The sequence below is a fragment of the Lysinibacillus sp. BPa_S21 genome, assembly GCF_023337795.1.
Taxonomy (GTDB): Bacteria; Bacillota; Bacilli; order Bacillales_A; family Planococcaceae; genus Lysinibacillus.
The window spans coordinates 170,320-196,170 of record NZ_JALIRS010000007.1 but is presented as its reverse complement, the minus strand read 5'-3'; the positions used below and the strand labels follow the sequence as shown (position 1 = coordinate 196,170).

25 protein-coding genes and 1 pseudogene are annotated in these 25,851 nt (G+C 35.8%); 17 read left to right on the top strand and 9 right to left on the bottom strand.

What is annotated here, in order from left to right:
• Positions 1 to 120: 120 nt before the first annotated feature.
• From MOK21_RS15595 to MOK21_RS15575, 5 genes are all read left to right on the top strand, one after another.
• Positions 121 to 978 carry an ABC transporter ATP-binding protein gene (locus MOK21_RS15595; RefSeq protein WP_249074914.1) on the top strand — a complete coding sequence of 286 codons (858 nt, stop codon included), beginning with the start codon at positions 121 to 123 and terminating at the stop codon, positions 976 to 978.
• A 4-nt stretch (positions 979 to 982) separates the two neighbouring features.
• Positions 983 to 1,597 (top strand): ABC-2 transporter permease, encoded by a 615-nt coding sequence (locus MOK21_RS15590; RefSeq protein WP_249074913.1) that lies wholly within the window; start codon positions 983 to 985, stop codon positions 1,595 to 1,597.
• Between the two features lie 94 nt (positions 1,598 to 1,691).
• On the top strand, positions 1,692 to 2,015 hold the full coding sequence (locus tag MOK21_RS15585) for a YfzA family protein (RefSeq protein ID WP_249074912.1): 324 nt from the start codon (positions 1,692 to 1,694) through the stop codon (positions 2,013 to 2,015).
• Between the two features lie 258 nt (positions 2,016 to 2,273).
• Positions 2,274 to 2,651 carry a GntR family transcriptional regulator gene (locus MOK21_RS15580; RefSeq protein ID WP_249074911.1) on the top strand — a complete coding sequence of 126 codons (378 nt, stop codon included), beginning with the start codon at positions 2,274 to 2,276 and terminating at the stop codon, positions 2,649 to 2,651.
• Between the two features lie 52 nt (positions 2,652 to 2,703).
• A complete protein-coding gene (locus MOK21_RS15575; protein WP_249074910.1) occupies positions 2,704 to 3,375 on the top strand; it encodes an ABC-2 transporter permease in 672 nt (223 codons plus the stop codon).
• 73 nt (positions 3,376 to 3,448) lie between these two features.
• Here MOK21_RS15575 and MOK21_RS15570 read toward each other — a convergent pair whose 3' ends face one another.
• From MOK21_RS15570 to MOK21_RS15560, 3 genes are all read right to left on the bottom strand, one after another.
• Positions 3,449 to 5,083, bottom strand: coding sequence for a hypothetical protein (locus MOK21_RS15570; protein ID WP_249074909.1), 1,635 nt, complete (start codon positions 5,081 to 5,083; stop codon positions 3,449 to 3,451).
• A gap of 2 nt (positions 5,084 to 5,085) precedes the next feature.
• Positions 5,086 to 5,862 (bottom strand): ABC transporter ATP-binding protein, encoded by a 777-nt coding sequence (locus MOK21_RS15565; RefSeq protein WP_249074908.1) that lies wholly within the window; start codon positions 5,860 to 5,862, stop codon positions 5,086 to 5,088.
• A 262-nt stretch (positions 5,863 to 6,124) separates the two neighbouring features.
• Complete coding sequence (locus MOK21_RS15560; protein WP_249074907.1) at positions 6,125 to 7,222, bottom strand: ABC transporter ATP-binding protein; 1,098 nt, start codon at positions 7,220 to 7,222, stop codon at positions 6,125 to 6,127.
• Between the two features lie 395 nt (positions 7,223 to 7,617).
• Between MOK21_RS15560 and pdxR the strand changes: the two genes are divergently transcribed.
• Entirely contained in the window at positions 7,618 to 9,066 is a 1,449-nt protein-coding gene (pdxR, locus tag MOK21_RS15555) for a MocR-like pyridoxine biosynthesis transcription factor PdxR (protein ID WP_249074906.1), read from the top strand.
• Positions 9,067 to 9,070: 4 nt separating this feature from the next.
• Positions 9,071 to 9,979 carry a D-alanine--D-alanine ligase gene (locus tag MOK21_RS15550; protein WP_249074905.1) on the top strand — a complete coding sequence of 303 codons (909 nt, stop codon included), beginning with the start codon at positions 9,071 to 9,073 and terminating at the stop codon, positions 9,977 to 9,979.
• Between the two features lie 349 nt (positions 9,980 to 10,328).
• On the opposite strand, the gene MOK21_RS15545 is transcribed toward MOK21_RS15550, so the two are convergent.
• Positions 10,329 to 11,168 (bottom strand): YitT family protein, encoded by an 840-nt coding sequence (locus MOK21_RS15545; protein WP_249074904.1) that lies wholly within the window; start codon positions 11,166 to 11,168, stop codon positions 10,329 to 10,331.
• Positions 11,169 to 11,479: 311 nt separating this feature from the next.
• Here MOK21_RS15545 and MOK21_RS15540 point away from each other — a divergent pair, with 311 nt between their 5' ends.
• From MOK21_RS15540 to MOK21_RS15530, 3 genes are all read left to right on the top strand, one after another.
• Positions 11,480 to 12,118, top strand: coding sequence for a DUF2975 domain-containing protein (locus MOK21_RS15540; RefSeq protein ID WP_249074903.1), 639 nt, complete (start codon positions 11,480 to 11,482; stop codon positions 12,116 to 12,118).
• A gap of 12 nt (positions 12,119 to 12,130) precedes the next feature.
• Entirely contained in the window at positions 12,131 to 12,346 is a 216-nt protein-coding gene (locus MOK21_RS15535; RefSeq protein ID WP_249074902.1) for a helix-turn-helix domain-containing protein, read from the top strand.
• 109 nt (positions 12,347 to 12,455) lie between these two features.
• Positions 12,456 to 13,019: a cupin domain-containing protein gene (locus tag MOK21_RS15530; protein WP_249074901.1), complete on the top strand. Its 564-nt coding sequence runs from the start codon at positions 12,456 to 12,458 to the stop codon at positions 13,017 to 13,019.
• Positions 13,020 to 13,062: 43 nt separating this feature from the next.
• On the opposite strand, the gene MOK21_RS15525 is transcribed toward MOK21_RS15530, so the two are convergent.
• The gene (locus MOK21_RS15525; protein WP_249074954.1) at positions 13,063 to 14,529 is read right to left on the bottom strand and encodes a serine hydrolase; all 1,467 of its coding nucleotides are present in this window, start codon (positions 14,527 to 14,529) and stop codon (positions 13,063 to 13,065) included.
• A gap of 219 nt (positions 14,530 to 14,748) precedes the next feature.
• Between MOK21_RS15525 and MOK21_RS15520 the strand changes: the two genes are divergently transcribed.
• From MOK21_RS15520 to MOK21_RS15505, 5 genes and pseudogenes are all read left to right on the top strand, one after another.
• Positions 14,749 to 15,273, top strand: a complete 525-nt coding sequence (locus tag MOK21_RS15520) for a GNAT family N-acetyltransferase (protein WP_249074900.1) — start codon at positions 14,749 to 14,751, stop codon at positions 15,271 to 15,273.
• 68 nt (positions 15,274 to 15,341) lie between these two features.
• Positions 15,342 to 15,518 (top strand): annotated as a pseudogene (locus MOK21_RS24060) (YunG family protein); the annotation flags it as partial.
• 477 nt (positions 15,519 to 15,995) lie between these two features.
• Positions 15,996 to 16,589 carry an NADPH-dependent FMN reductase gene (locus MOK21_RS15515; protein WP_249074899.1) on the top strand — a complete coding sequence of 198 codons (594 nt, stop codon included), beginning with the start codon at positions 15,996 to 15,998 and terminating at the stop codon, positions 16,587 to 16,589.
• A gap of 73 nt (positions 16,590 to 16,662) precedes the next feature.
• On the top strand, positions 16,663 to 17,601 hold the full coding sequence (locus MOK21_RS15510) for a ring-cleaving dioxygenase (protein WP_249074898.1): 939 nt from the start codon (positions 16,663 to 16,665) through the stop codon (positions 17,599 to 17,601).
• A gap of 14 nt (positions 17,602 to 17,615) precedes the next feature.
• Positions 17,616 to 18,224, top strand: coding sequence for a flavin reductase family protein (locus tag MOK21_RS15505; protein WP_249074897.1), 609 nt, complete (start codon positions 17,616 to 17,618; stop codon positions 18,222 to 18,224).
• Between the two features lie 45 nt (positions 18,225 to 18,269).
• On the opposite strand, the gene MOK21_RS15500 is transcribed toward MOK21_RS15505, so the two are convergent.
• Both MOK21_RS15500 and MOK21_RS15495 read right to left on the bottom strand, forming a co-directional pair.
• Positions 18,270 to 19,205 (bottom strand): aldo/keto reductase, encoded by a 936-nt coding sequence (locus MOK21_RS15500; protein ID WP_249074896.1) that lies wholly within the window; start codon positions 19,203 to 19,205, stop codon positions 18,270 to 18,272.
• A 126-nt stretch (positions 19,206 to 19,331) separates the two neighbouring features.
• Entirely contained in the window at positions 19,332 to 20,090 is a 759-nt protein-coding gene (locus MOK21_RS15495; RefSeq protein WP_249074895.1) for an IclR family transcriptional regulator, read from the bottom strand.
• A gap of 390 nt (positions 20,091 to 20,480) precedes the next feature.
• On the opposite strand from MOK21_RS15495, the gene MOK21_RS15490 reads away from it, so the two are divergent.
• Both MOK21_RS15490 and MOK21_RS15485 read left to right on the top strand, forming a co-directional pair.
• A complete protein-coding gene (locus tag MOK21_RS15490; RefSeq protein ID WP_249074894.1) occupies positions 20,481 to 21,881 on the top strand; it encodes an amino acid permease in 1,401 nt (466 codons plus the stop codon).
• Positions 21,882 to 22,809: 928 nt separating this feature from the next.
• Positions 22,810 to 23,862 carry an AI-2E family transporter gene (locus MOK21_RS15485; protein WP_249074893.1) on the top strand — a complete coding sequence of 351 codons (1,053 nt, stop codon included), beginning with the start codon at positions 22,810 to 22,812 and terminating at the stop codon, positions 23,860 to 23,862.
• 119 nt (positions 23,863 to 23,981) lie between these two features.
• On the opposite strand, the gene MOK21_RS15480 is transcribed toward MOK21_RS15485, so the two are convergent.
• Together MOK21_RS15480 and MOK21_RS15475 are read right to left on the bottom strand one after the other, a co-directional pair.
• A complete protein-coding gene (locus MOK21_RS15480) occupies positions 23,982 to 25,313 on the bottom strand; it encodes an MATE family efflux transporter (protein WP_249074892.1) in 1,332 nt (443 codons plus the stop codon).
• Positions 25,300 to 25,767 (bottom strand): GNAT family N-acetyltransferase, encoded by a 468-nt coding sequence (locus MOK21_RS15475; RefSeq protein ID WP_249074891.1) that lies wholly within the window; start codon positions 25,765 to 25,767, stop codon positions 25,300 to 25,302. The genes MOK21_RS15480 and MOK21_RS15475 overlap by 14 nt, the downstream gene beginning before the upstream one ends.
• Positions 25,768 to 25,851 lie beyond the last annotated feature (84 nt).

Sequence of the window (25,851 nt, the reverse complement as noted above, 5' to 3'; positions counted from 1 at the left end):
CAAAATATGTTTATTGTGTATATATTGTATATAAAGTATATACACAATATTTCGGAAGCGGAGTATTTTCCTGAAAGAGCTCAAGGAAATGCTTACATTATTGCATACGGAGGATGAAAGATGGAAAATGTCATTGAATTACAGCATGTTCATAAATCTTTTAAGGGATTTCAGATAAAGGATTTCTCTATCAACGTAAAAAAGGGCTTTGTAACTGGATTTATCGGGGGAAATGGTGCAGGGAAATCTACAACAATCAAGCTGATTATGAATTTACTAAGGCAAGATAGTGGTACTGTTTCAGTGTTTGGGATGAATTATAAAAAACATGAAAAAGAAATAAAGGAACGTATTGGCTTTGTCTATGATGAAAATGTCTTTTATGAAAACGTAACGTTAAAGGATATGAAAAGGATTATTAAACCGGCCTATAAAAACTGGGATGATGAAGCCTTTCAACGTTATGTTAATCAGTTCGAACTACCATTGAATAAAAATATGAAGACCTTTTCGAAGGGGATGAAGATGAAAGCTTCGTTAGCCATAGCTTTAGCTCATCATGCAGAATTAATAATTATGGATGAACCTACTGCCGGTCTTGATCCGATATTTCGTAGAGAGTTACTAAATATTTTACATGAATTAATGCAAGATGAAGATAAAACGATTTTCTTCTCGACACATATAACAACAGATCTAGATCGAATTGCAGATTATATTACCTTTGTTCATAATGGTGAGCATATATTCACGAAGGAATTTTACAAGATTGAAGAAGAATATGCCATTGTCAAAGGGACATTGAATTTATTGGATCAGGAAACGGAACGAGAGTTTGTTGCCATCCGAAAATCGAACACAGGCTTTGAGGCATTAACTGCGGATAAAAATCGTGTGGCGAACATATTTGGGGATTCTGTCATTATGGAAAAACCAACGCTTGAAGATATTATGTACTATACGAAAAAAGGATGGTAATGGGATGGTTAATCTAATACTTAAGGATGTTTTAATTCAAAAGAAAATAATTTTAATATACATTGCTACAATTATACTTTATTTATTTATAGAGGTGTCCCTAGTAAAGATAGGATTCTTATATAGTATGGCTTTTATCACTCAGACCTTTGCTTATGATGAAAAAGATAACGCTAATATTTTGCTTAATTCGCTACCATATACGAGAAAGGAAATCGTTAGTTCGAAGTATATAGGTGCATTGGTATATACGTCACTAATTATATTCATTACTTCTATAGGTGATTTTTTCTTAAATGGAAAAGAGGTATTGTTTTTATGGAAAGATATATTGCTAATTATCGGTCTTGTTATGGTCGCTTTGTCATTTATACTGCCAATCTTTTATAAATTTAAAACGCAATCTTTAATGATTGCTGTAGGTGCTTTATTTGGAATATATATTTTAATCATTAAATTTTTATCCCCTAGTCTGAATGTTACATTAAGAGAATCGATACAAAAGTTCATGACTTTACAAGAAACGCAAATGTATTTTGTAGCTATCCTTACAATCATTATTTTATATGTTGGATCGTGGCTACTATCTATTCGTATTTATACGAGAAAGGTTTTTTGAAATAGACTGTTTTCGTAACGATTATAGCTCTTCAACTAACTGAGCAGGTTACTTTATATGTTTGGGAGTAATAACAATTAGAGGGGGATATAACTTGTCTGATAAACAAAAAAATCCATATCCATTTTCGAAAAAATCGTGGGTATCTCTTATTGGTTCATTTTTATTGTCACAGCTAATATTTATTACATTTGAAGTAACAGGCTGGATACCTAATTTGAAAGACATTGATGGAACTCTATTCGGAAGAATTGCAAAATCCCCAATTTTCAATGAGTGGTTTTCTTTTTATGACACATCACATTTTAATTTATTTACTGTCTTTTTTTGTCTAATACTTCTTGTGCCAGGAATAATAAATGCAATAATAGATATTTTTTTCACCAAGACTTCCAAAAGTAAAAGCAACAATCTTTGAGAAAACAGCTTGAGCCCATTGATGTAGGCTCAAGCTGTTTAAGTACGCTTAAACAAAAAGTCCCATATAATAAAATCTGAGTATAGCCGACCTTGGCTTCCGATGCCGATGTAACAAATGACAGTATACAAGCTGTCTGTTGTTAACATATTTAATAAACCGAGATAATTTTCGTAATAAAAATTCTAAAGGTTCATGCTAACGGAATAACCATCGTCTTCTGTACTGATCACATAAAAATAAAGAAGAGGTATTTGCATGCAAATTATTATTTCAAACAGTTCAAAAGAGCCGATTTATGAGCAGATTTATGCTCAAATCAAAAAGCTTATTTTAACAGGTGACCTACAAGAAGGGCAGTCATTGCCGTCTATGCGCCAGCTTGCAAAGGATCTAGAAATTAGCGTAATTACAACAAAACGCGCTTATGAAGAGCTAGAGAAAAATGGGTTTATTTATTCGATTGTTGGAAAAGGTTCGTTCATCTCTGAACAAAATAAGGAAATGATGAGGGAAAGAAAAATAAAGGTAGTTGAAGAAAATCTGTTGATTGCCATTCAAAATGCTAAAGAAATGAACATTGGCTTATCAGAGCTCAAAGAAATGCTCACGCTATTGTATTCAGAGGATGAGTGATGGAGACAGCTACAAAAATCGTGGGACGAACATATTCGGAGATCCGATTATTATGATAAAGCCTACACGCGAAGATAGTTTGTATTATTGGAAAAAGGATGGTAATTGGATGATTAACCTTATACTTAAGGATGTTTTAATACAAAAGAAAATAATTTTATTTTACATTGCTACTTTAATAATCTATTTATTTGCAGGTGTACCCTCCCTAATACCTTTGGGAATTCTTTATAGTGTAATATTTATACTAAATACTTTCGCTTACGATGAAAAAGACAACGCTAATATGCTGCTCAATTCTCTACCATATACCAGAAAGGAAATTGTCAGTTCAAAATATATAGGTTCACTAATATTTACAACAATATTTATTTTCATGATTTATACGGGGGATTTCCTCATACATGGAAAAGGGGGTCTTTTTATATGGAAAGAGATGTTGCTTATTATGGGGCTAGTTATGGTCGCTATATCATTCATGTTTCCAATCGCCTATAAATTTAAAACGCATTATTTATTGATTGCTTTAGGTGTTTTATTTGGTATCTATATGTTAACAATTAGTTTACTAGTTCCTATAAATGATATCTTAAGAGAACTAGCACGAAAGTTCTTGACGTTACAAGAAACGCAAATGTATTTTGTAGCTTGCATTACGGTTATTATTTTATATATTGGGTCGTGGCTACTATCTATTTATATATATGAGAGAAAAGCTTTTTAACTTCTGCATGCCAAAGTACAAAACCGATTCCGCAAGGCATTATTGATCATAATAAAACGGCTTGAGCATAGGCTCAAGCCGTTTTCATACGCTTAAACGCAAGCCTCCATAGTACGAAATTCGCGATGACTAACGCGATTAAGTAAATGATTGCCCCATAAGTAGTATGAGTAGTCAGGAAGTAATGCAGTGCCGCTAGAGCACCTAATGGGATAAGCAATATAAGCGTTTTCCAGCTCTGAGCATCGCCAACTTCATTATATGGCTTTGTGAAAGGAATCTTGCTTCCCATGCCGATGTAACAAATGACGGTGTATATGCAGCTTGCTACTAAAACAATTAGCAAATCTGGGATAATTCTCGTACCAAAAATGAAGCAGAAAATGATGCTTAGAACAATATACAATGGAATATACAACTTAATCAGAAATGCTTTTAAGCTACCTTTTTTTAAATCTGTATAGTCTTTGATAGGAAAGACTTTATAGATCCAAGCTGCTTTATATTTTCCCGAATGTCCGAGCAAAAGTACAGCGGATGGAATAATTAGCATACTAAAATAAATATTTAAATAGCTCATGCTAATGGCATAATCAACCGTTTCGGACCTTGAAAAAGAAAACATAAAAATAAATGGAATAACAAAAGAATAGCCTAAAGATGGATATACTTTTAGTTTGAATTCTCGCTCCTGCTTCATCATAAGAGAGGCGAAGCGATAGAAAGCTCTTTCTTCTTTAGTTCTACAAATGATTGTTAACCAAAGCGTTTTAAGTCGATTGTTCTTTTCTTTTTTAGATTTGCTTGTGTTTAATAGTTTTTGAAGATTACGTTCAAAGGTTGGAATTAGTTTTAAATAAAGCCATATCGAGATGAGTGGCATAACGATAGCAAATATACTGAAGACCACTGTAAATATAGAATTGTTACCGTTTAGCAGTAGCTCATAAGGAGCGGCAAACCACATAGGGATTAGAAAAATACTCCACCAATGAAACACTACTGCCATATCAAAATTAACAAATTCAAAGGACCTAATAAGAACTTGATAGCCAATCATCAACATTAACGATAAGCCGATTTGTACATAATTGATGATATCTTTTAGCTTTTCACCATCAAAGAATCTTAAAATAGCTATATATAAAATAGCGGTTAATACAACAATAAAAATATTAATTAAAACTAGTAAGAGCACAGTTAAAATAAAGAATACAAACCCTTGTTGATATAGTCCCACCATAAGGGGGATGGCAGTAAATGCAATAGTCAAATACGTCAAGTAAATGAATATATGCATGAACTTGGCTGCATTAATTGTTTTAGCAGAAATCGGCTTGGTCGATAGGATACTTCTGTCCCGTACATCTAAAAGTACCGAAGAAAAATCAGAAATCAATGTCGTCATGATGATAAAAATAATCATGGCATAAGCAATACTCATCTGGAAAAGATAGTTTTGACCAAATCCCATAAAAGGAATGAGCATAAGTCCAATTAAAACGTAAATCCATAAAGATTTAATGTAGCTATATTTTTGCTCTTCCTTGTTTTTATTTGCTGATTGATTAAATATTGTTGGTACTTTACGCTCATCCATTGTTAGTTTAATATGGAGGATCTTTCTCATGCTGTCGTAATCAACGCCCATTTTCACAAAAATAAATTGAATCTTATCAAGCTGTTGTAGAACTTTGAAATCTTTCATAGTCATACCTCTTGTACAATAGAAACGAATTTCTCACCAATCTCCTGATGATCATGGAAGCCTGTTAGTTGGTTGAAAATCTTCTCCAGAGTCCCTTCAGTATTGTCTGCCTGTAGTTGGGCAAATGTCCCATCGGCAGCGATTTTTCCATCATTCAGCAGGATGATACGACTACTGATTTTTTCGACAACATCCATGATATGAGAGGAATAAAATATGGTTTTACCTTGGGCAGCTAGTTGAATCAAAATTTCTTTGAAGATCATCACACTGTTCGCATCTAATCCGTTGATTGGTTCATCTAAAAATAACAAATCGGGATTATGTATAAGACTAGCGATAATTAATAGCTTTTGCCGCATCCCTTTTGAGTAGGAAGATATTCTTGCATGATAGGCTTCTCCAACACCGAACAATGTCATTAAGGATTTTGATTTATCAGCAGCGACTTCGAATTCAAGGCCATAAAGCTGGCCGATGAAGGTTAAATACTCATAACCAGTTAAATTATCATAAACATCTGCTATTTCAGGTACATAGCCAATTTTCCTTTTATATTCAATGCTGTCTTGGCTGATATTCTCTCCGAAAAGCTTAACTTCTCCACTGTAATCGCCTTCTATCCCTAAAATGATTTTGACGGTTGTACTTTTACCTGCGCCATTCGGACCGATATAACCAATTATTTCTCCTCTTGAGACGTGTAAATCGATGCCTTTCAATATTTCCTTGTTACCATAACTCTTCGTCAAATTCGTAATCGTCAAGATTTCTTCCATGTTGCAGCCCCTTTCTGTTTATCCCGCAGTGCAGGCAGTAGTTTATCTGTACCGATAACCCTTAAAATCCCGATTAGTGAAGGCTAATCGGGAGAATGAAAAAATTCCTTGCAGATTGAAGTTTCACTTAATCTTATGTTTAGTGTAATTGATTTAGAGAAAATATCCATATATTTCACCGATTTACTTAAAAGCCTAACTCAACATCACGCGAAAGCGCGGAGGAGTAACCCCGTAATAGTTCAACAGATACTATTGCTCCTTATTGAATGCGTGTTTCTGTTTCTAAGTCAAAGAAATGCGCACGCGACATGTCAAATAGTAGATGAGCGACTTGGCCCTGTGTAATCTTTGTATCGGAGTTCACCCGTGCAATATAAGGCTGACCATTTAATTGGGCATGTAACATTAGCTCAGCACCTGTTAATTCGGATACTTCGATAGTTGCATCAACTGCTGTGAAGAACGGCTCGTGATTTACAGATGATTTTTCATAAATATGCTCAGGGCGAATGCCAAGAAACAGCTCCTTGTGTAAATAGCCTCGTTCTTTTAGTAATTTACTTTTTTCTGTTGGGATAGCTAGGGTCAAATCATCAATCTGAATCCCGTTTTCTTGCAAAGTACCCTTAAAGAAGTTCATTGATGGTGAGCCTATAAAGTCGCCAACAAATTTGTTCTCTGGTGTTTCATATACTTCTTCAGGTGTCCCGATTTGTTGAATTAACCCATCTTTCATGACAACGAGACGAGTTGCCATTGTCATCGCTTCTGTCTGATCATGTGTTACATAAATCGTAGTCGTTTTTAAGCGTTGGTGAAGTTTTGTAATTTCAGCACGCATTTGTACGCGAAGCTTTGCATCTAAATTGGACAAAGGCTCATCCATTAAGAAAATATTTGCATCACGGACGATTGCTCGACCAAGTGCTACACGTTGTCTCTGCCCGCCTGACAGAGCTTTCGGTTTGCGATCTAAATACTTTTCTAAATCGAGAATCCCGGCTGCGTTATGAACTCGCTCTTTAATCTCCTGCTTAGAAAACTTACGAAGCTTTAAGCCAAAGGCCATATTATCATAGACGGTCATATGCGGATATAGTGCGTAGTTTTGAAAAACCATAGCAATATCCCGTTCCTTAGATGGTACATTGTTCATTTTCTTGCCATCAATTAAAAAATCACCAGACGAGATTTCTTCTAAGCCGGCAATCATCCTCAACATTGTAGATTTCCCACAACCAGAAGGACCAACAAGTACAATAAACTCGCGATCTTGAATAGTTAAATTAAAATCAGATATAGCTTTTACGCAGCCATCGTATGTTTTAACAATATTTTTTAGTATGATTTTTTCCATGTTCATAGTCCCCTTTGTTCATTTTTTTTCTAGGGAATATTCTTATTTTTGTTGTTGAAGTGCGGTGCAGCCATTTACGCAGAAATACTAGCATTTTCAGTGTAACATTTTGTATTTCAATGAACATTAGGAAGTATCAAAACGAATAGAAGGAGAGGTAGAAAGATTGATAACATTTTTGGAGGGCTATCCCATATAATTAATAGATAGACTATTTTTCGTTATTCAAATAAATGTATTTTTAATCCTCAGTTATAATAGGCGCAATTCTTCATTTTGAAGGATTGCATTTTTTGTGAGTTAGAAGCCATACCACAAGGAAGGGAAAATCCCTATACTGTGGACCTTTTGAGTTAGATGCGATTATGCAAAAATAAAGCAAGGGGGTACAGAAAGTGTTTAATGATTTTAAGCTTATCGATGATCGCCCGGTTTATATTCAATTAAAAGATTATTTGAAAGAAATGATTATGAGGGGACACTTGCTGGAGCATCAGAAGCTTCCATCTACCCGTGAACTTAGTAAATTATTATCGGTCAGTAGAAATACTGTACTGAATGCATATGCAGATTTAGAACAAGAGGGCATCATCTATGCAGTGAAAGGAAAAGGGAATTTTGTAGGGAAAGTCGAAACGTTGAAAGCTTCATCTATCGAATTTAATTGGAAGGAGAGGCTTAATAACGTTACCTTGTTAGCAGATGAATTAGATTTAATGAAACAAGATAACCACTGGGAAAAAGGGATGATTTCCTTCAATAGTGTTGCCCCTGAAGAAAAGCTTTTTGATGTTGAAAATTTTAAAAGAGCCTTTCTGACCCGGATGTCCCTTGAAGGAGATATCGTTTTGAATTATGGATATGCAAAGGGCTATAAACCTTTAATCGAGTACCTCCTTCACTATATGGAAATGAAGGGGATAAATATTTCCAATAAGGATATTTTGATTACGAATGGCTTTACCGAAGGATTAGATATTCTGTTATCTTCCTTAGCGAAAAAGTCTGGACGTGTTATTTGCGAAAATCCTACTCATCATGCAGCATTAAAGCTTTTTCGCTTACATGGATTTGACATCCACGGAATCGACATGAAAGATGACGGTATCGATATTGAACAAGTTGAGAAAAGTTTATCGAAAAAGGAATTTGATTTTGCTTACTTAATCCCGTCTTACCATAATCCGACAGGCATTGTTACCTCCTCCGAAAAAAGAACTGAAATTATTAGGCTTTTTTCACAATATCAAATTCCGATTGTGGAGGATGGATTTAATGAGGAATTACGTTATTCAGGCGCGCATTTAGCACCACTAATGACTTTTATTGGCGATGGTAACAATGTTATTTATATTAGTAGCTTTTCTAAAATACTTTTTCCAGGCTTAAGAGTTGGCTGGATATTAGCCGATAAGGAACTCATCCACTGTCTGGAAAGTATGAAAAGAGCACGTACAATTCATACATCGACGCTAGATCAAGCTGTGCTTTATCAATATTTACAGGATGGGTATTTTGAAAAATACTTAAAAAAAGCAAAGTTCGTTTATAAGAAAAAATATGAGTTAGCTCGTCAAGCCTGCAAACAATATATTCCTTTCAAAAGAATGACTGGAGATGGTGGACTTCATCTTTTTATTGAGCTAGAAGATGGAATGAATGCCCGTGCACTATTGGAAAAGTGCTATCAAAGGGGAGTTGTTTTTTATCCTGGTGACGTTTTTTACAGCAATGGCGAGGGCAGTAACACATTTCGCTTAGGATTTTCTCGGCTAAAAGAAGAGGATATTGTGCGTGGTATTAAGATTATTGGTGATACTTTGAAAAATGAAATGGGGAGTTGAACATATGAAAGTTGGCGTTATTATGGGGGGCGTTTCCTCGGAAAAGCAAGTCTCTATCATGACAGGGGAAGAAATGATCGCTCATTTAGATAAAAGTAAATACGAAGCGGTAGCTATTAAACTAAATGAAAATAACACGGCAGAGCTTATTGAAAAGGTGAAAGATATCGATATTGCTTTATTAGCGCTACATGGGAAATTTGGAGAGGATGGCACAATTCAAGGTGTACTAGAGACTATGGGTGTTCCATATACGGGAAGTGGTATACTTTCAAGCAGTATTTGCATGGATAAAAATATTTCAAAAAAAATTCTACGTTATGACGGCATTGAAACACCGGATTGGCTTCATCTTTCGAATAGCGAGGAGCTTCAGTTGGATGAACTAGACAGAATGGGATATCCATTAGTCGTAAAGCCTAATTCGGGTGGCTCCAGTGTAGGAGTAAAAATAGTTGATGATAGAGATGCCTTACTAAGATCGGTTGAGGAAGTATTCAAATGGGATTCTGAAATCATTATTGAGAAATATATAAAGGGTGAAGAAATAACATGCTCCATTTTGGACGGCGAGCTATTTCCAATCATTTCGATTCAACATACAGCGCAGTTCTTTGACTATAAGGCGAAATATGAGGATGCCGCTACGATAGAGGAGATTGTAGAACTTCCACCGGCAATACATGAACGAGTTGCTGAAGCCGCAAAAGGTTGCTATAAAGCATTAAAGTGTAGTGTTTATGCCCGAATCGATATGATGATCAAGGATGAAATCCCATATGTAATGGAAGTTAACACTTTGCCAGGGATGACAAAAAACAGCTTACTCCCAAAAAGTGCTTCCGCGGCAGGAATAACTTATACAAAGCTTTTAGATAGGATAATTGAAACTTCCTTACGGATTAGGGAATAAAGGCTTCATCATTAATTTAGAATGAACCATGCATATAAGTTGATTGGAGTGGAGACTGGGCGACTCCTTGGGGACCAGCGATATAGTGGAACGAAGGCTAAATGCATCACGTCCTGTGATAACGCCTTCGTGACCAACATCCTGTTGGCCCGAGACCCTGCAGCGAAGCGAAGCGGCTCATCGGACGCCCCCAGGAAAGCGCCCAGTCGGAACGGAAATCAACCACTCGTTATGGTGGTGATAATCAAATTGGATAAGTATGAGTCTAAAAATAGCATTGAAAAAAACACCTTTATGTTGATAAGAGATTAAACTCATTTTCAACAAAAGGTGTTTCTCAGTGGCCTAATTAAGCTTTAGACAATTCAATAAATCCATGTCCAAAGACATCTCGTACATCATGAATGGCAATAAAGGCATCCTTGTCTATTTCTTTGACAATTTTCTTTAGTTTTACAACTTCTTGTTTACTAATAACAATATACAGAATTTCTTTTTGTTCCTTCGTGTAATAGCCATGGCCTGATAGAACCGTCACGCCTCGATTCATAAAACCGTTCACATGACTGGCAATCTCTTCTGGCTTTTTCGAAATAATCGTAACGGCCTTTTTCGGGTTTACACCTTCAATAACAAACTCCATCACCTTTGTTCCAACATACAGCATAATAATAGTAAGCATTAATGCTTCTGCCCCGATAATAAAGTACGATGAAAAAGCTACAATTAAATCAAAAAACAATAAACCGTAACTAATACTCCAGCCTAAATATTTGTTCGTCATTCTAGCTAAGATTGTGGAACCTGCTGTTGTTCCACCAACTCTTATAATTAAGCCTATGCCAACTCCAGCGAACACGCCACCAAAAATAGTATTCACGATAATTTCATTTGAAGAAATTGACCAAGACTCTGTTAAATGTAAAAACAGTGAATGGAGGGAAACGGCAATAATCGTATAAATAGTTGTTTGTCTACTTAAAAATTTATAGCCGACTACCAATAAAGCTGCGTTTAACAAAAGGCTCACAATACTTGGCGACCATCCAAACAAATAATAGAAGATGATTGTTACACCCGTTACGCCACCTTCACCTAAATCATTAGGTATAACAAATAAGTTTACCGCCAGTGCAAATAACAGCGCTCCGACCGTAAGCATTAAAAAATCCATACTGAACTTCTTCATATATACACCACCACAACAAATTGATTTTTTCCTAAATACATACTATATCAAGTTCTAGACATTTTATATACTTTTTGGAATGTTCGTTTATGATAAATCTATACTTGTTAGTATGTCCTTTATTAGAGAAAAAGTCGAATTGAAAATAATCGCTGCTATTAAACAGTTATGTGGAATCAAGCTGAAATCAGCTTATAATATATACTATATCCGAACTTAAAATTAGACCGTTAGAGTTGTTTTAAAAAGAGGATGTGAATTGGGGGAAGGGATATCTTTAAAACAAATGATAAGGAGTGTTAGCAGCAGTTATGGATCAATCTTTAGCAATTCGTACTATGAAGATGAGTTTGAGAATATTAAATGTATTATTAATCGCTACTATAAGCATCATATCATCATGTGTTTTAGTACTCTTTGGTTTATTCGTTGTAGCATTAACAGTCTCGGGTGAGAAGATTATTAAATGGGTTTTAGATTCTAACATTGACATTTCTTTTAATTTTAATGGAATGACTGTTTTTCTTAATAAAGATGTAATGAGTAATTTTATTTATGATAAAAGTGAAGCAATCGTATTAATGTTACTTTTGATGATCTTTACGTTGATTGTTCTGTCAATTTTTATTTTATTATGGAAGTTTGTTAAATCGGCAATTGTTGGGGATGTATTTACTCTCAGAAATAGTAAAAGAATAGAGTTAGTGGGATATAGTTTGTTAATTTTAAGTGTTTTAAGTAATACGGTTCAAGCATACCTAGTTTCAACGGTACTACATATGCTTATAAATAATCATGAATTAGACAATATTGAATGGATTCAAACCGTATCTTTTAGATTTTTTGATATAAATTGGAGCATACTACTATGTAGTTTTATAGTTTGGACAATTGGTAGGATATTTAGATATGGCTCTTTTTTGCAAGAAGAGTATGATGCAACAGTATAGGAAGTGAAGAAATTGACGATTATCGTGAGATTGGATCGTGTATTGGCAGATAGGAAAATGCAATTAAGTGAGCTTGCGGAAGCAGTAGATATATCGATTGTCAATTTATCGAATTTAAAAACGGGGAAGGTAAAGGCAATACGTTTTTCTACGTTAAATGCAATTTGTAAAGCATTAGATTGCCAACCTGGTGATATTTTAGAGTATGCTGAGGATACTTTTGAGTAAAAAATTATATTGTTTAATTTTAGCAGTATATAGGATGGAAGTACGTATAAGTACATTTCTAGAACAAGTTGCATAGGATAACCTTATAATGTGTGAGGGGATTGAGAAAATGTACTACATTCCTTATTACGGAAACGTGCCTATGTATAACTATGGAGAGCAACTTGTTTATTGGCCACCTCCTTATCAGGTAGGGTATGCGAACAGAGTGGAACCTTCCCGTTTTTCCGATGGTGGAAGAATGGAATTAAAAGATTATGGGGCTCAGCCACTTGTCATCAATCTTGAAGGTGCAGCGAAGCAAAACGATACTTATCGTACGGCTCTGTGGACGGGAAAAAATTTGCAGATTACGTTAATGAGTATTAATGTTGGTGATAATATCGGTTTAGAAGTACACCCAAATGTTGATCAATTGTTATATATTGAAGAGGGTGAGGGACTTGCTCAAATGGGCCCAAGTAAAAATAATTTAAACTATGAAAGAAAGGTCAATGAAAATTATGCTGTAGTAGTGCCTGCTGGAACATGGCATAACGTCACGAATACAGGGAATGTGCCACTAAAACTTTATTCAATATACGCTCCTCCAAACCATCCGTTCGGTACGGTACATGTTACGAAAACAGACGCTATGGCCTCGGAAGCGGACTATGGTCAGGGCAATGAATAATCAATATAACCTTTTTCCCGATCATACAAAAGACAACTCCTACTTAGAGAAGTTGTCTTTTTTGTCGTCGTTTAACCGAAATATATATAGATAATAAGCCATTCAATGATAAAAGGGTCACCAGGGCTATGGCCAAAAATGCAATATCAGGAGCAAAATATCGAATAGTGTGCCAAGGTGTTTCTGTGTTATAGCTTAATAATGGAATGGTGATTATGGCCAAAACTAAAAGTAAAAAACCGAATATACCCGACACTCTTCTTTTACTCGTTTTAACCTTTAATAGAAGATAGATAAACATCACAAAAAGTAAACATATTATAGCAATTGTTATGACTTGAAATGTTGGTTTATATGGAGGTGCGTCAACGGGCTCTTTTCCTTTTAAAATATCGATAATCCCTTGTTTCAAGTATAGAAGTGACTCTTCCTCTAATATATGACTTTTATTAGTGAGAATCACACCGCCCCAATCGGTTTCAGGTAGATAAAATACTTCTGAGCGTGCGTCAGGATTTGAACCGGAATGCCATATCATCTCTTCTTTAGATTCTGGATATGAGATTCGTACACCTAGGCCGTAATATCGATACTTACTAGTTTGAACCAATGGCGATATATAAAGGTTTATCGCATTTTTGCTCAAAAAATTGTTATGCTCATGTTGACTTAGAAGATTAATATACTGCACCATATCTGATGCACTTGCAGTAATATATCCATATGGTGTCCCACCATTATCATATGTGACTGCACTTTTTACAGGGTGACCGAGCCATGATTGATAGCCAGATAAGTATCCTTTTTCATAGGCCATGCTACTATTAGCGGCTGCATTTTTCATCCCTAATGGAGAAAAAACTTGTTCCTCCATAAATTCAGAAAATGTTTGATGGGTCACTTCTTCGATGAGAGCGCCAAGAATAGAAAAGTTAGCATTACTATACTGATGTTTTTCTCCAGGAGCAGCAGTCAGCTTCACATTCGATAAGCTTTCTACATTGTCCTTTATAGCACTTAAATCTTTCGATTCCTTGTCCGATATAGCTAAGCCAGAATAAGTGCTTATCCCACTTGTTTGCGTAAGTAACTGTTTAATTGTTATTTGAGAAGCGGCTTGTTGATCTTGCAGGGTAAACCACGGCATATACTTTTGCACGGGGTCATCTAATTGAATGATGCCTGCATCAACCAGCCTCATGATGCCTAAGCCTGTCAATGATTTACTAATAGAGCCGACTACAAATGGAGTTTCAGCAGTTACCTTTTCTTTAGATTCTCCGGTTACGCCCCACGATTTGGAATAATAGATATCATTTTTATGAACAATAGCAATAGATGCCCCTGGAATTCGCTGCTCTTCTAAAAATTTTTCAACATACTTATCTATAGTACTCTTAATGTCTCGTCCTGCTTCTTTTGCGGAGATTTGTGAGACTGGTTGAAATAGATAGAGTGGAATTAATATTAAACATATTAATATAGTTTTATAAAGGGAACTTTTTTTCATTGTTGTTTTCACCTATTTCCTCCGAAATTTTTCTTTCATAATCATGACCTTTAATCCAAAAATTAAATTTAACAAAAATATACACTTTTTCATAGTATATGATATTTGTTGTGTATACTATTCGAAAGAACATTGTTTTTAAAAGCAGTATATGATGTTTTGCATATGATGACTTCCCTTTTACACTTCAAAATCAAAACTTTCGGGAGATTATACGAATTGGACTATAAACTATTCGAAGATGAAATAGAAAATTTGGTAGAATTATTAACTCAAAATAAGTGGATTTATCATACCGATCAAAATTTAAAAGAAGAATCCGTTCGAAAAGCGTATGCAGAAGGATACTATCATAGCGATCGGGAAACACATTGGCTAATTGATAATGAAGAAAAGGTCGGGATTATTATCATTCATGATATAAGTGATACGATCCCGTTATTCGATATCCGTTTAGATACGCGTTATAGAGGAAAAGGATACGGAGTAAAAATCCTCCGTTGGTTACAAGATTACCTGTTTGGAGAAAAAGATAAGATTCGTATCGAAGGTTATACGAGAGTTGATAATATAGGAATGAGGAAATGTTTTGCGAAAGCTGGCTTTGTAAAAGAGGGCTATTTAAGAAATGCTTGGGAGAACGCAGATGGTACTGTAACAGATAGTATTGTTTATGGTGCAATCAAAGATGATTGGCTTTTAGGTAGAACAACGCCTATTAAAATCGATGACATCCCATATTAAGGTAGAAAAGGACGCTGAAGAATGTATACAGAAAATGAAGTGTTAAGAGCTTTAAAAAATCCTGGTCCATTCAATCTAGCTCAAAATGGAGTATAGATAATCCTGCAAAAGGCCAATGCGGAGTCACAGCATTAGTTGTAAATAATATTCTTAGAGGCGAAATCTATAAAACGTGGCTTGATGAAGGTTGGCATTTCTATAATATCCTAAATGGGGAAAGAAAGGATTTTACACAAGAACAATTTTCGAACAAATTTAAGAAAGAGCTAGGGAGCGAAAGTGTTATTCCAGATGAAAATCCACCTTTGTTTATTTTTGAATTTAAAGCTACTCACCAAAAGTTGGGGATGGTATATGTGATGTAAAATAAGTTGATTGGAGTGGAGACTGGGCGACTCCTTGGGGGATCAGCGTCACAGATGAGACCCTGGAGCGAGCAACGCGAGTGAAGCGGCTCATCGGACGCCCCCAGGAAAGCGCCCAGTCGGAACGGAAATCAACCACTCGTTATAGTGATGAGCTATATTAATTAAGCAAAGCAGAGATGTTTTTATGATAACATCTCTGCTTTTTTTAAAACATTAAACAAACTTGTTGACGTAAATTAAACCGTCGTGTTATTATTATCTCGAATTCAAGATAACTAAATTCAAGATAAATGAATTCGAACCTTTTAATCCATGTAGAAAAGTTTTACTTTTCATCATAAGGAGGTAATCATAATGGGTTTTTTAAATAAATTATTTGCTTCAAAAAAAGAGGAGGAAAAAACAATGGCAGAATTAAATATCGGGATTATTATCGGATCAACACGTGAAGGTCGTGTTAGTCCACAAGTAGCACAATGGGTAAAAGAAATCGCAGATCAACGAGGCGATGCTAACTATACAATTATTGATATTGCAGATTACAAATTACCTTTACTAGGTGAACCAGGACAAGACGCTTCAGGCGCTCAAGCTTGGTCAGAAATTGTTACAAAACAAGATGGATTTGTATTTATCGTACAAGAGTACAATCACTCTATTACAGGTGCTCTCAAAAATGCACTAGATTATTTACGTGTAGAATGGAATAACAAAGCTGCAGGTATTGTATCGTATGGTTCTGTAGGTGGTGCACGTGCAGCTGAACATTTACGTGGTATTATGGGTGAACTTTTAATTGCAGATGTACGTGTACATCCAGCATTGTCACTATTCACAGACTTTGAAAATGGTACTGACTTCAAACCAAAAGAAGTACAAACAGATTCTGTTAACCAAATGTTAGATCAATTAATTCCTTGGTCAAAAGCTTTATATACAATTCGTTAATCAAGATTGAGGTAGAACGTTATTGGATAAAGTATAGGTGAGAAATACATTTATCATGAAAGGGACTGTTAACATGAAAAAACATACTGCGGGTATTCACCATATCACTGCCATTGTAGGGCATCCACAAGAAAATATTGATTTTTATGCGGGTGTATTAGGTTTACGTTTAGTTAAACAAACAGTAAACTTCGATGACCCAGGCACATATCATCTTTACTTCGGTAACAAAGGTGGTAAACCGGGGACAATTATTACATTCTTCCCATGGGCAGATGCTTATCAAGGTCGCATTGGTGATGGTCAAGTTGGTGTCACTACGTATGTTGTACCAGAGGGAGCACTACCTTTTTGGATTAATCGACTTGCGAAATTCGCTATTCCATTCCAAAAAGCTGAACGCTTTGGTGAACAAGTAATACAATTTGATGATCCACACGGACTTCATATTGAATTAGTGGCACGTGCGGAAGGTGAATGGAATGAATGGACATTTGGCGAAGTAACTCCTGAGGTGGCGATTAAAGGATTTGGTGGTGCAACACTTTATTCGAGTCACCCTGAAGAAACGGCAAAGGTCTTAACTGAAGTCATGGGGCTTGAGGAAGTAGCAACGGAAGGCGAGTATACTCGTTATAAATCCAGCGCAGATATCGGCAATACGGTAGATTTAAAAGTTGTTCCTGGTATGCGTGGTCAAATGGGAGTCGGAACGGTTCATCATATTGCCTGGAGAGCCCAGGATAATGCGGATCATCTAGAATGGCAAGAGTATGTCATGAATCATGGACAACATGTAACTGAAGTGAAAGATCGTAATTATTTTAATGCGATTTATTTCCGTGAACCTGGTGAGATTTTATTTGAAATTGCGACAGATCCACCTGGATTCGCTCATGATGAAACACCTGAAACTATGGGTAGCCAATTAATGTTACCAGCTCAATACGAACAGCATCGTGAACAATTAGAAAGAACATTAATTCCGATTGAAGTGCGTGTGCTTGATTAAGGAGGATGAGTCGTTTGATTTCGATTGATCCTACAAAAAATACTGAGCGTGAAAACTATAAATTATTAATTGGTAGCATTATTCCGAGACCAATTGCTTTTGTTACGACCAAGTCAGAGCAAGGGGTCATCAATGGCGCACCTTTTAGTTTCTTTAATATTGTGTCATCAAATCCACCGATGATTTCTCTGGCGGTTCAAAGACCAAATGGGCGCTTAAAAGATACTGCTCGCCATATCCATCATCAGCAACAATTTGTTGTGCATATTGTAGATGAGGATAATGTGAAGCAGGTGAATGAAACAGCCGCTTCCTTACCTGTAACAGAAAGCGAAATTGATCGAGCTCAATTTACATTAGCCGATAGCCAGCTTATATCTGTACCGGGTATTCAAGAGGCAAAGGTTCGAATGGAATGCCGTTTAGTACAGGCAATTCCTTTAATGAATGGGGACGAGCAGACAGGCGATTTGTTTATTGGTGAAGTCGTACAATATCATATAGATGAGGCCATTTATAATGAAGGGCGAATTGATCCAAGAGAACTAAAAGCCGTTAGTAGATTAGCTGGTTCGAATTACGCAAAGATTGGTGATATATTTGCGATAGAACGTCCAGAATAAAAAAATGCGAAAATGTTGATATAACAGCATTTTCGCATTTTTATTTTATGCTAAAACTCTTTCTATATTCACTAACTCTTCGTTTGTTAATAGGACATCGCTTGCTTTCACGTTGGTAGCTACCTGGCTCTTCTGTTTCCCGCCTGGGATAACGGCATCAACGCCATCTTGAGCTAATAACCAAGCAAGCGCAAGATTTGGTAATGTCGTTTGTTTTTCCTCTGCAATTCCCTTTAATGCATCCACTTTTGCTAAAGTTTGTTCAAATAATTCGCCTTGGAATAAAGGATCCGAAATTCGCCAATCTCCGGTACCTAACTTAAAGTTTTTTGTATACTTTCCGCCAAGTAGGCCGTATGCAAGTGGACCGTATGGAACAAAAGAAATATCATTTTTTACACAGTATGGCAATAAATCTTGTTCTGAAGAACGATTTAACATATTGTACGAAGATTGTAATACTGAAATATCATTGTGCACATTAGCTTCTATAAGTTGATCTAGTGTTACATTAGAAATACCTATTGCTCGGATCTTTCCTTCTTCTTTTAAGCGAGATAATTCACCAATCGCCTCCGCAAGAGGGGTCTCGTTGTCTGGGAAGTGTAAATAATAAAGGTCTACATAATCCATCTGTAGTCGATTCAAGCTATTTTCAAGTGCGCTTCGTAAAAATTGCGGATGATTATTTGTTTTTACTGAACCATCCTCAAACCAATGTCTACCACCTTTTGTTGCTAAAACGAAATCTTCCCTTGAGTAGTTTTTTAATACTTCACCAACAAGTTCTTCTGAACGCCCTTTCCCATATATATCTGCTGTATCAAAAAAAGTTATCCCTAAGTCAAGTGCAGCCGAGACTAGTTCCTTCCCATTTTGTTCATCCAAGTTTTCATATAAGTTATGGCCACCTACAGCATTCGTCCCAAGGCCAATTTCAGAAATTTTGATAGTCGTTTTTTTTAATGTATGAAATTTCATATTCCTACCTCCTCTGTTTTCTGTAATCAGAATAGAATAAAAAAGTTATTTTACCAACATACATAGTTATCGTTTCATATATAGAAACAAGAGCGTTTTAATTGCAAATACAAAACCAATTAATTTTTAACATGATGTTAATAGGTAATTGATTTCTTTCGTCAATTGCTGACTAGTCTCTTCTAATTTTTTTACAAACGACCTTATGGCAGATTTCTTTATTTGATTCGTTGCACCATGCAAAGCAATGGCACCGATGACTTCTTCATTCACATAAATCGGAACTGCAATACAACATTTACCTACATTCGTTTCTTCATTATCAACAGCATATCCCTGTGCTTTAATGACCTGTAAATGAGGAATCAACAGACCATAATCATAGAAGGTTTTTGTTGTGAATGTATTAAGTTCAATACTATTTAATATTTCACGTTGTTTTTTAGGTGACAGATGAGCTAAAACTACTTTTCCGAGTGCGCTTGAATGCATAGGTGTCCGAGTATCGATTGCATGAAAAGTAGGATGTTCAAATGGCTCACTAATCACATTTTTTATCGCCATCTCACAATCTTCCAAAATAGCAATATAAGTAGTTATTTTTTCTTGGCGGGCTAATTGATAGGGCGCTACGAGAGACGTCCATTGGATATCTTTGTGCCAATACAAGTGCTCATCCCTAAAAATATGCGGATTTAATTGATAAAACTTTTTGTAGTGAATAACATAATTCATTTTTTCTAGCGTATAAAGCATGCGAAAAACGGATGTCTTATTCATTGATAATTCTTCGGTAATTTCAGTTAATGTAAGAGAATGCTTTTGACGTAATACATCCAAAATCAAAAGGCCCTTTTTTAATGTCGATACTTCATAGGAATCCATTTTGTCCTCTCCAAACTTCTAGATTTATAGCTTGTACAATATCATCTTTAATTTTGATTTACTAGAATTTAAAGCCTCTGGGATGTTAAGAAATCAGAAAGGAGTTTATATAGGATGTTAGCTTAAAATCCTTGACCATGCTGTCCTAAGCATAAAGCCGATTTCGAACGCATTGTTTATCTGAGCGAAAGCAAGGCAACTCTACAATTAGGTAGGGGCATAAATAATTATAAAGAGTGCGTCGATTTACTCATTTTCTAGTAAAAGAGAAATTGCTATACTAATCTAATTGTTGACTCAGTTCGAAAATATAGCTAATATACTGATTATTGATAAAAATGAATAAAAATGAAAGTTATTACCTTTTTTGTTGGAAATGGAGTGGTTATTATGGCGAATTTTTTACGAAGAAAGTCAATCGAACAAGCCAATAAAATAACTGAAGTCGAACGTTTTAAACTAAAGCGTGAATTAGGGTCGTTACAGTTATTATTGTATGTACTAGGAGCGACAATAGGGGCCGGAATTTTTGTATTGCCAGGTACTACAGCTGCTCTACATGCAGGTCCTGGTGTCGTTGTTTCTTTCTTAATTGGGGGTCTTGTAACAATTGCAGTGGGATTAGCCTATGTCGAATTCGCAGCAATGGCGCCCGTCGCAGGGAGCGCTTACACCTATTCTTATATTGCGTTAGGTGAAATTATTGCTTGGATCATCGGTTGGGATTTATTATTGGAATTTATCGTTATTTCTAGTACAGTCGCAGTTGGTTGGAGTGGCTACGTAGATTCGTTTTTACAATCTGTAGGAATTCACTTGCCAGGCGTTTTAACAAAGGATATTGCTCATGGTGGGGTTGTGAATCTACCTGCTGTGGTTGGTTGGCTTATTGTAGCTTGGATTGCAATGAGTGGGATTAAAAACGTTGGCCGATCAAACATGTTATTTACAATGGCAAAAGTCGGCGCGATTGTCTTATTCCTTGCTATCGGGGCTTTTCATGTTAACCCTGTAAACTGGACGCCATTTACACCGTTTGGCTGGTCAGGTGTCATGGCGGGAGCGGCATTAGTGTTCTTTGCCTTTACTGGATTTGATGGTGTAACAACTGTTCTGGAAGAAGTAAAAAATCCACAAAAAACAATACCAAAAGCTTTAATTGGTGGTCTGAGTGTATTAACGCTTATATATGCATTTGTTGCACTAGTATTAACAGGTATTGTACCATTCCCTGAATTGGATGTTCCAAATCCTACAGTTTATGCACTGCAATCTGTTGGTATTCAGTGGGGAGGCGCTATCATCGCAGTATCAGTTATTTTTGGATTGCTTGCTACGATGATTGCCAACACAACAAGTGCAACACGCGTGCTGTTTGCAATGAGCCGTGATGGGCTTCTACCAGATCGTATTGCACAAACAAATAAAAAAACAGGAGTTCCTGTATTATCAACTTTAATCGTGGTTGGAACAGGTATTCTCTTATCAGGATTTTTATCAATTGGGGAATTGGCGGAATTTGCCAACATCGGAGGTTTAACTGCTTTTGCTTTAACGACAGTTAGTGTTGTTGTTCTTCGCTATACACGACCAGATCAACCACGTGTATTCAAAGTGCCAGCGTTATGGCTTGTAGCAACTGTAGGTATTGGAGGATGTATTGTATTAATTTTTAGTCTGCCGGTATTCACTATAGTGCGCTTTATGATTTGGTTAGCAATAGGTATAATTATTTACATAAGCTATGGATACAAGCATGCTAAAATAAACACTAAAAATGAAGATCTATAAATGAGATAAAGTGCTTGGACAAAATTTTAAAAGTGCGAGAAACCAATTTTGAAACGTTGGTTTTTCGCACTTTTTTTGATGTAGGTGAATTTTGCTAATCTTACAGGTCTGAATGCACATTCTCCTTAATTTCAACATATTATAAGAATGAATTACCTTATCTATCCAGTTGTCAATTTCAAACACGAAAGGTGATTGCTAAGAGTTCCTGTATTATTTCTTTTCTCTGAACAGTTTTTATTTCCCCAATCAAATGATCTTTGTTAAATCTTGAATATGTGGGCTTTCAAGATTCCTCTATATATTTTCCGATTCCAACTTCAGTTGAGCTAATGGCTCTTCAGGTGCAGTCACATCGTTTTCCATCTTTTCTATTATTGTTAGTTTAAAATTTTTATAAGAATATCATACTGAAACTAAGGAGTAATACCAAAATTTGTTCTTGATTCAAAAGTATTTTTTCAAATGAAAGCACATGGAAACGAAGGAGGCTCAGAGCTATTGAGAAGCATACTTAAGGAAGTATGTGAATATTTTGGTGATGAGCTGAAACAAAAGAAAAAAATTATATTTTTAGTACCATTACAAAAGAACTTACATTGGCTATCATGGTGTTCATAGGTTTATAATAGACTAATAGAATTAAGGCTTGTAACGCTGATACGGCTTTCAAAAAAATTGTTATTAATATGATAAGGCATAATATTCTTTTCGCTCCTTGGATTCATTAAATTCTTATGAGACTTATAAAGTGCAAGCATTTAAGTCTTATTCTAAGTATTGATGGGAATAATAATCCAATGAAGGGGGCATCTACATAAGAATGATACGTAATGTTTTACATCAATTTATTAATTGCTTATGTTCATTTGATAGCGAAACCCAGGCAGTAAAGGCAGCAAAGCCGTATTGTAGAAGGAGTGAATACATGAGTAATTTCTTTCGAAGCCATGGTTTTAAACGGTTTATAATCCTAGCTGGGATCGCTTTTGCACTATATATGTTGCGAAGTATGATCAATCTTATTCTTCTTACGTTCATCATTACTTACTTGATGAATCAACTTACCACGAAGACAACAAAAGAGATTCGAAAGTACGTACGGATGGGCGAGAAGGCTGTGACAGTTACCCTCTATCTTTTACTTCTTGCAGGTATTGTTGCAATTATCTACAAGTATTTGCCTATCGTGACCCAACAAATTACACAGCTCTTTGATCTTATTGCTAGCTTTAGTCTCAATCCAAATGATAACGAGATTGCAAGGTATTTAGCTCCTACCTTTGAGAAGATTGAACTGGGTAAATATTTAGAGCAGGGTGTAGACCTCACGCTGAAAAATCTGACGAATATCGGTAAAATCATTTTGCATATATTTATCGCACTAATTTTGAGCTTGTTTATTTTACTTGAGAAAAAACGTATTATAGAGTTTACGGCAAAATTTAAAGATAGTAAAATGAGCCATCTATACGATGAACTACATTATTTCTCAAAGATATTCATCCGTTCTTTCGGTAAAGTGATTGAGGCGCAGTTCATTATTGCCGCTGTCAACTGTGTTTTATCTGTTATTGCTTTATACATTATGGGCTTCCCACATTTAATTGCGCTGGGGATTATGCTTTTTATACTGGGATTAGTGCCAGTTGCAGGAGTCATCATGTCCTTGATTCCTCTAACGATCATTGCATACAGTATCGGCGGACCAATGTATATTGTCTATATCCTGGTTATCGTTATGGTATTACATGCTATGGAGGCCTACTTCTTAAATCCAAAGTTGATGTCTGCTAAGACGAATCTTCCGATTTTCTATACCTTCATCGTCATTCTCTTCTCAGAGCATTTTCTGGGTGTATGGGGATTAATTATTGGTATTCCTTTGTTCATGTTCCTTCTCGATATTCTCGGGGTAATGTCCTTAGATGATGAACTGCAACAGGCAACGGACATACAAGATGACCCAAAGATTGAATAAAATTTCATTCATAAAGGAATCAAGTTGTGTATGATTCCTTTTTGTTTTTTTCTTAGGAAGTTTGGAATTTCGTTGGAAAACAGTTACCCCCCTTTCGATTTGAAAGGGGGGTAACTTCTTTATAGTGAAATTGCATGTGGTTTGTTCTTCATAAATATAAAAATTAACAATGCGGTAATGCCTTCTGCAACAGGGAATGTCCACCAAATAGCCTGTGGGCCAAAGAATTTTGGCAATAGTAACAGAGCGGGGATGAACAATATAATACTTCGAAGTAACATAATAGTTGTTGCAAGACGTATTCTTTCAATTGATTGGAAGAATTCCGCAAATACCATGTTCACTCCAAGGAATACATACCCAATTGCAAAGTGTACGAAGCCTTGTGCTGCCATATTGCGAATTTCGAATGTACTATCACCAAATAATGCTATTAGCTGCGAAGGGAATAACGTAGCAATTATGACAGTAATGAAACCTAGGACAAATGCAGTGGCTATACCGATTTTCAATAACGCTGTTAATCTCTCTATTAATCTCGCACCGTGGTGATAACTAACAAGGGGTTGTAGGGCCATGCCAATACCAAGAAATACTGTTAATAGGACAGTATGAATATAGTTTACCATCGCGTAGGCGGTAACTCCATCTGAGCCCAAATAGTGTAAAAATGTCACATTATATAAAATAACCATAACAGCGACAGAGGCTTCAACGATAAAGCTTGGCAATCCGATAGCGAACATTTTCTTTACATCAGATAAGCTGAAAAATTTACGTACAAATTTTAATTCGGATTGCTTTCGATAAAAGTGAAGGCAAAGCACTGACATACCGATTATTGTGGAGAGTGCTGTAGCTAGGGCACAGCCAGTTACGCCGTAATTGAGCACGAAAATAAAGATGTAGTTTAAAATAATGTTTAACACAGATGTAGTGATTAAGCCCATCATTGCAAGCTTGGGGTTGCCATCATTTCGAATAAAAATACTTAGTAAGTTTTCAATTGTATAGAACACACCGAAAATCAAAATAACATGTAAGTACTCTTGAACATAAGGAAAGGTAGCATCACTTGCCCCAAATATATAGGCGATTTCCTTTAAGTTTAATAAAAGTATTAGAATCAGTGTTATAACGATAACAACCATTGTTGTAAATGCTAATGTAAAGAGCTGGTGTGCTCGTTTTTTATTGCCCTCACCGAGAGAGATTGAAAATAGTGTTGCTCCACCCATACCGATCCAAAGGGAAATAGATAGTAAAATCGAGAAAATGGGTACCGCGATATTTACTCCTGCTAAAGCGGTTGGTCCAACCCCGTGACTAACGAAAATACCATCCACTAAAATATTCACCGACATCAGCAACATCCCAATCATAGCCGGAAATAAGTATGATAAAAACAAGGGTTTAAGTGGTCTTGTTTCAATTGGATTAATGGTAGTCATGAGCATGTACCTCCTTTACCATCACCTTTTCGCCTTTGTCATCTAGCTCACCGTTAAAGATGAAGCCAAATTTTTTATATAGTTCAACAGCTACTGTATTGTTGTCATAAACACTTAAATATATATTTTGACAGTTGTATTTAGCGACTAAATAATTAATAAGCTGCCGTAAAAAGTATTTTCCCAATCCTTTTTGCTGATAACGCTCATCAATGAAATAGCGATCTAACCAAACACGTTGTGTATTGTCCTTGTGTGGGAACACACCGTACATAGCGAAGCCAACTGCCATATCTTCCTTATACAATCCAATAGGTATAAAGCGTGTATCTGTTTCTGCCTCCGCTAAGCATTGCTGTGTACTTTCAATAAAATCTTGCTGACTATCAGCGATGCGTAATGCTAATATTTCTTCTTTGTTTAAAGCTGTAATGTCACGAATTTCCGTGAACATAATGTCAAAACCTTTCTTTTATGCTGTGGCATAATTGTTTGTGAATAGCTACAATTTAATGTATATAGTAACTATACAGTCAAG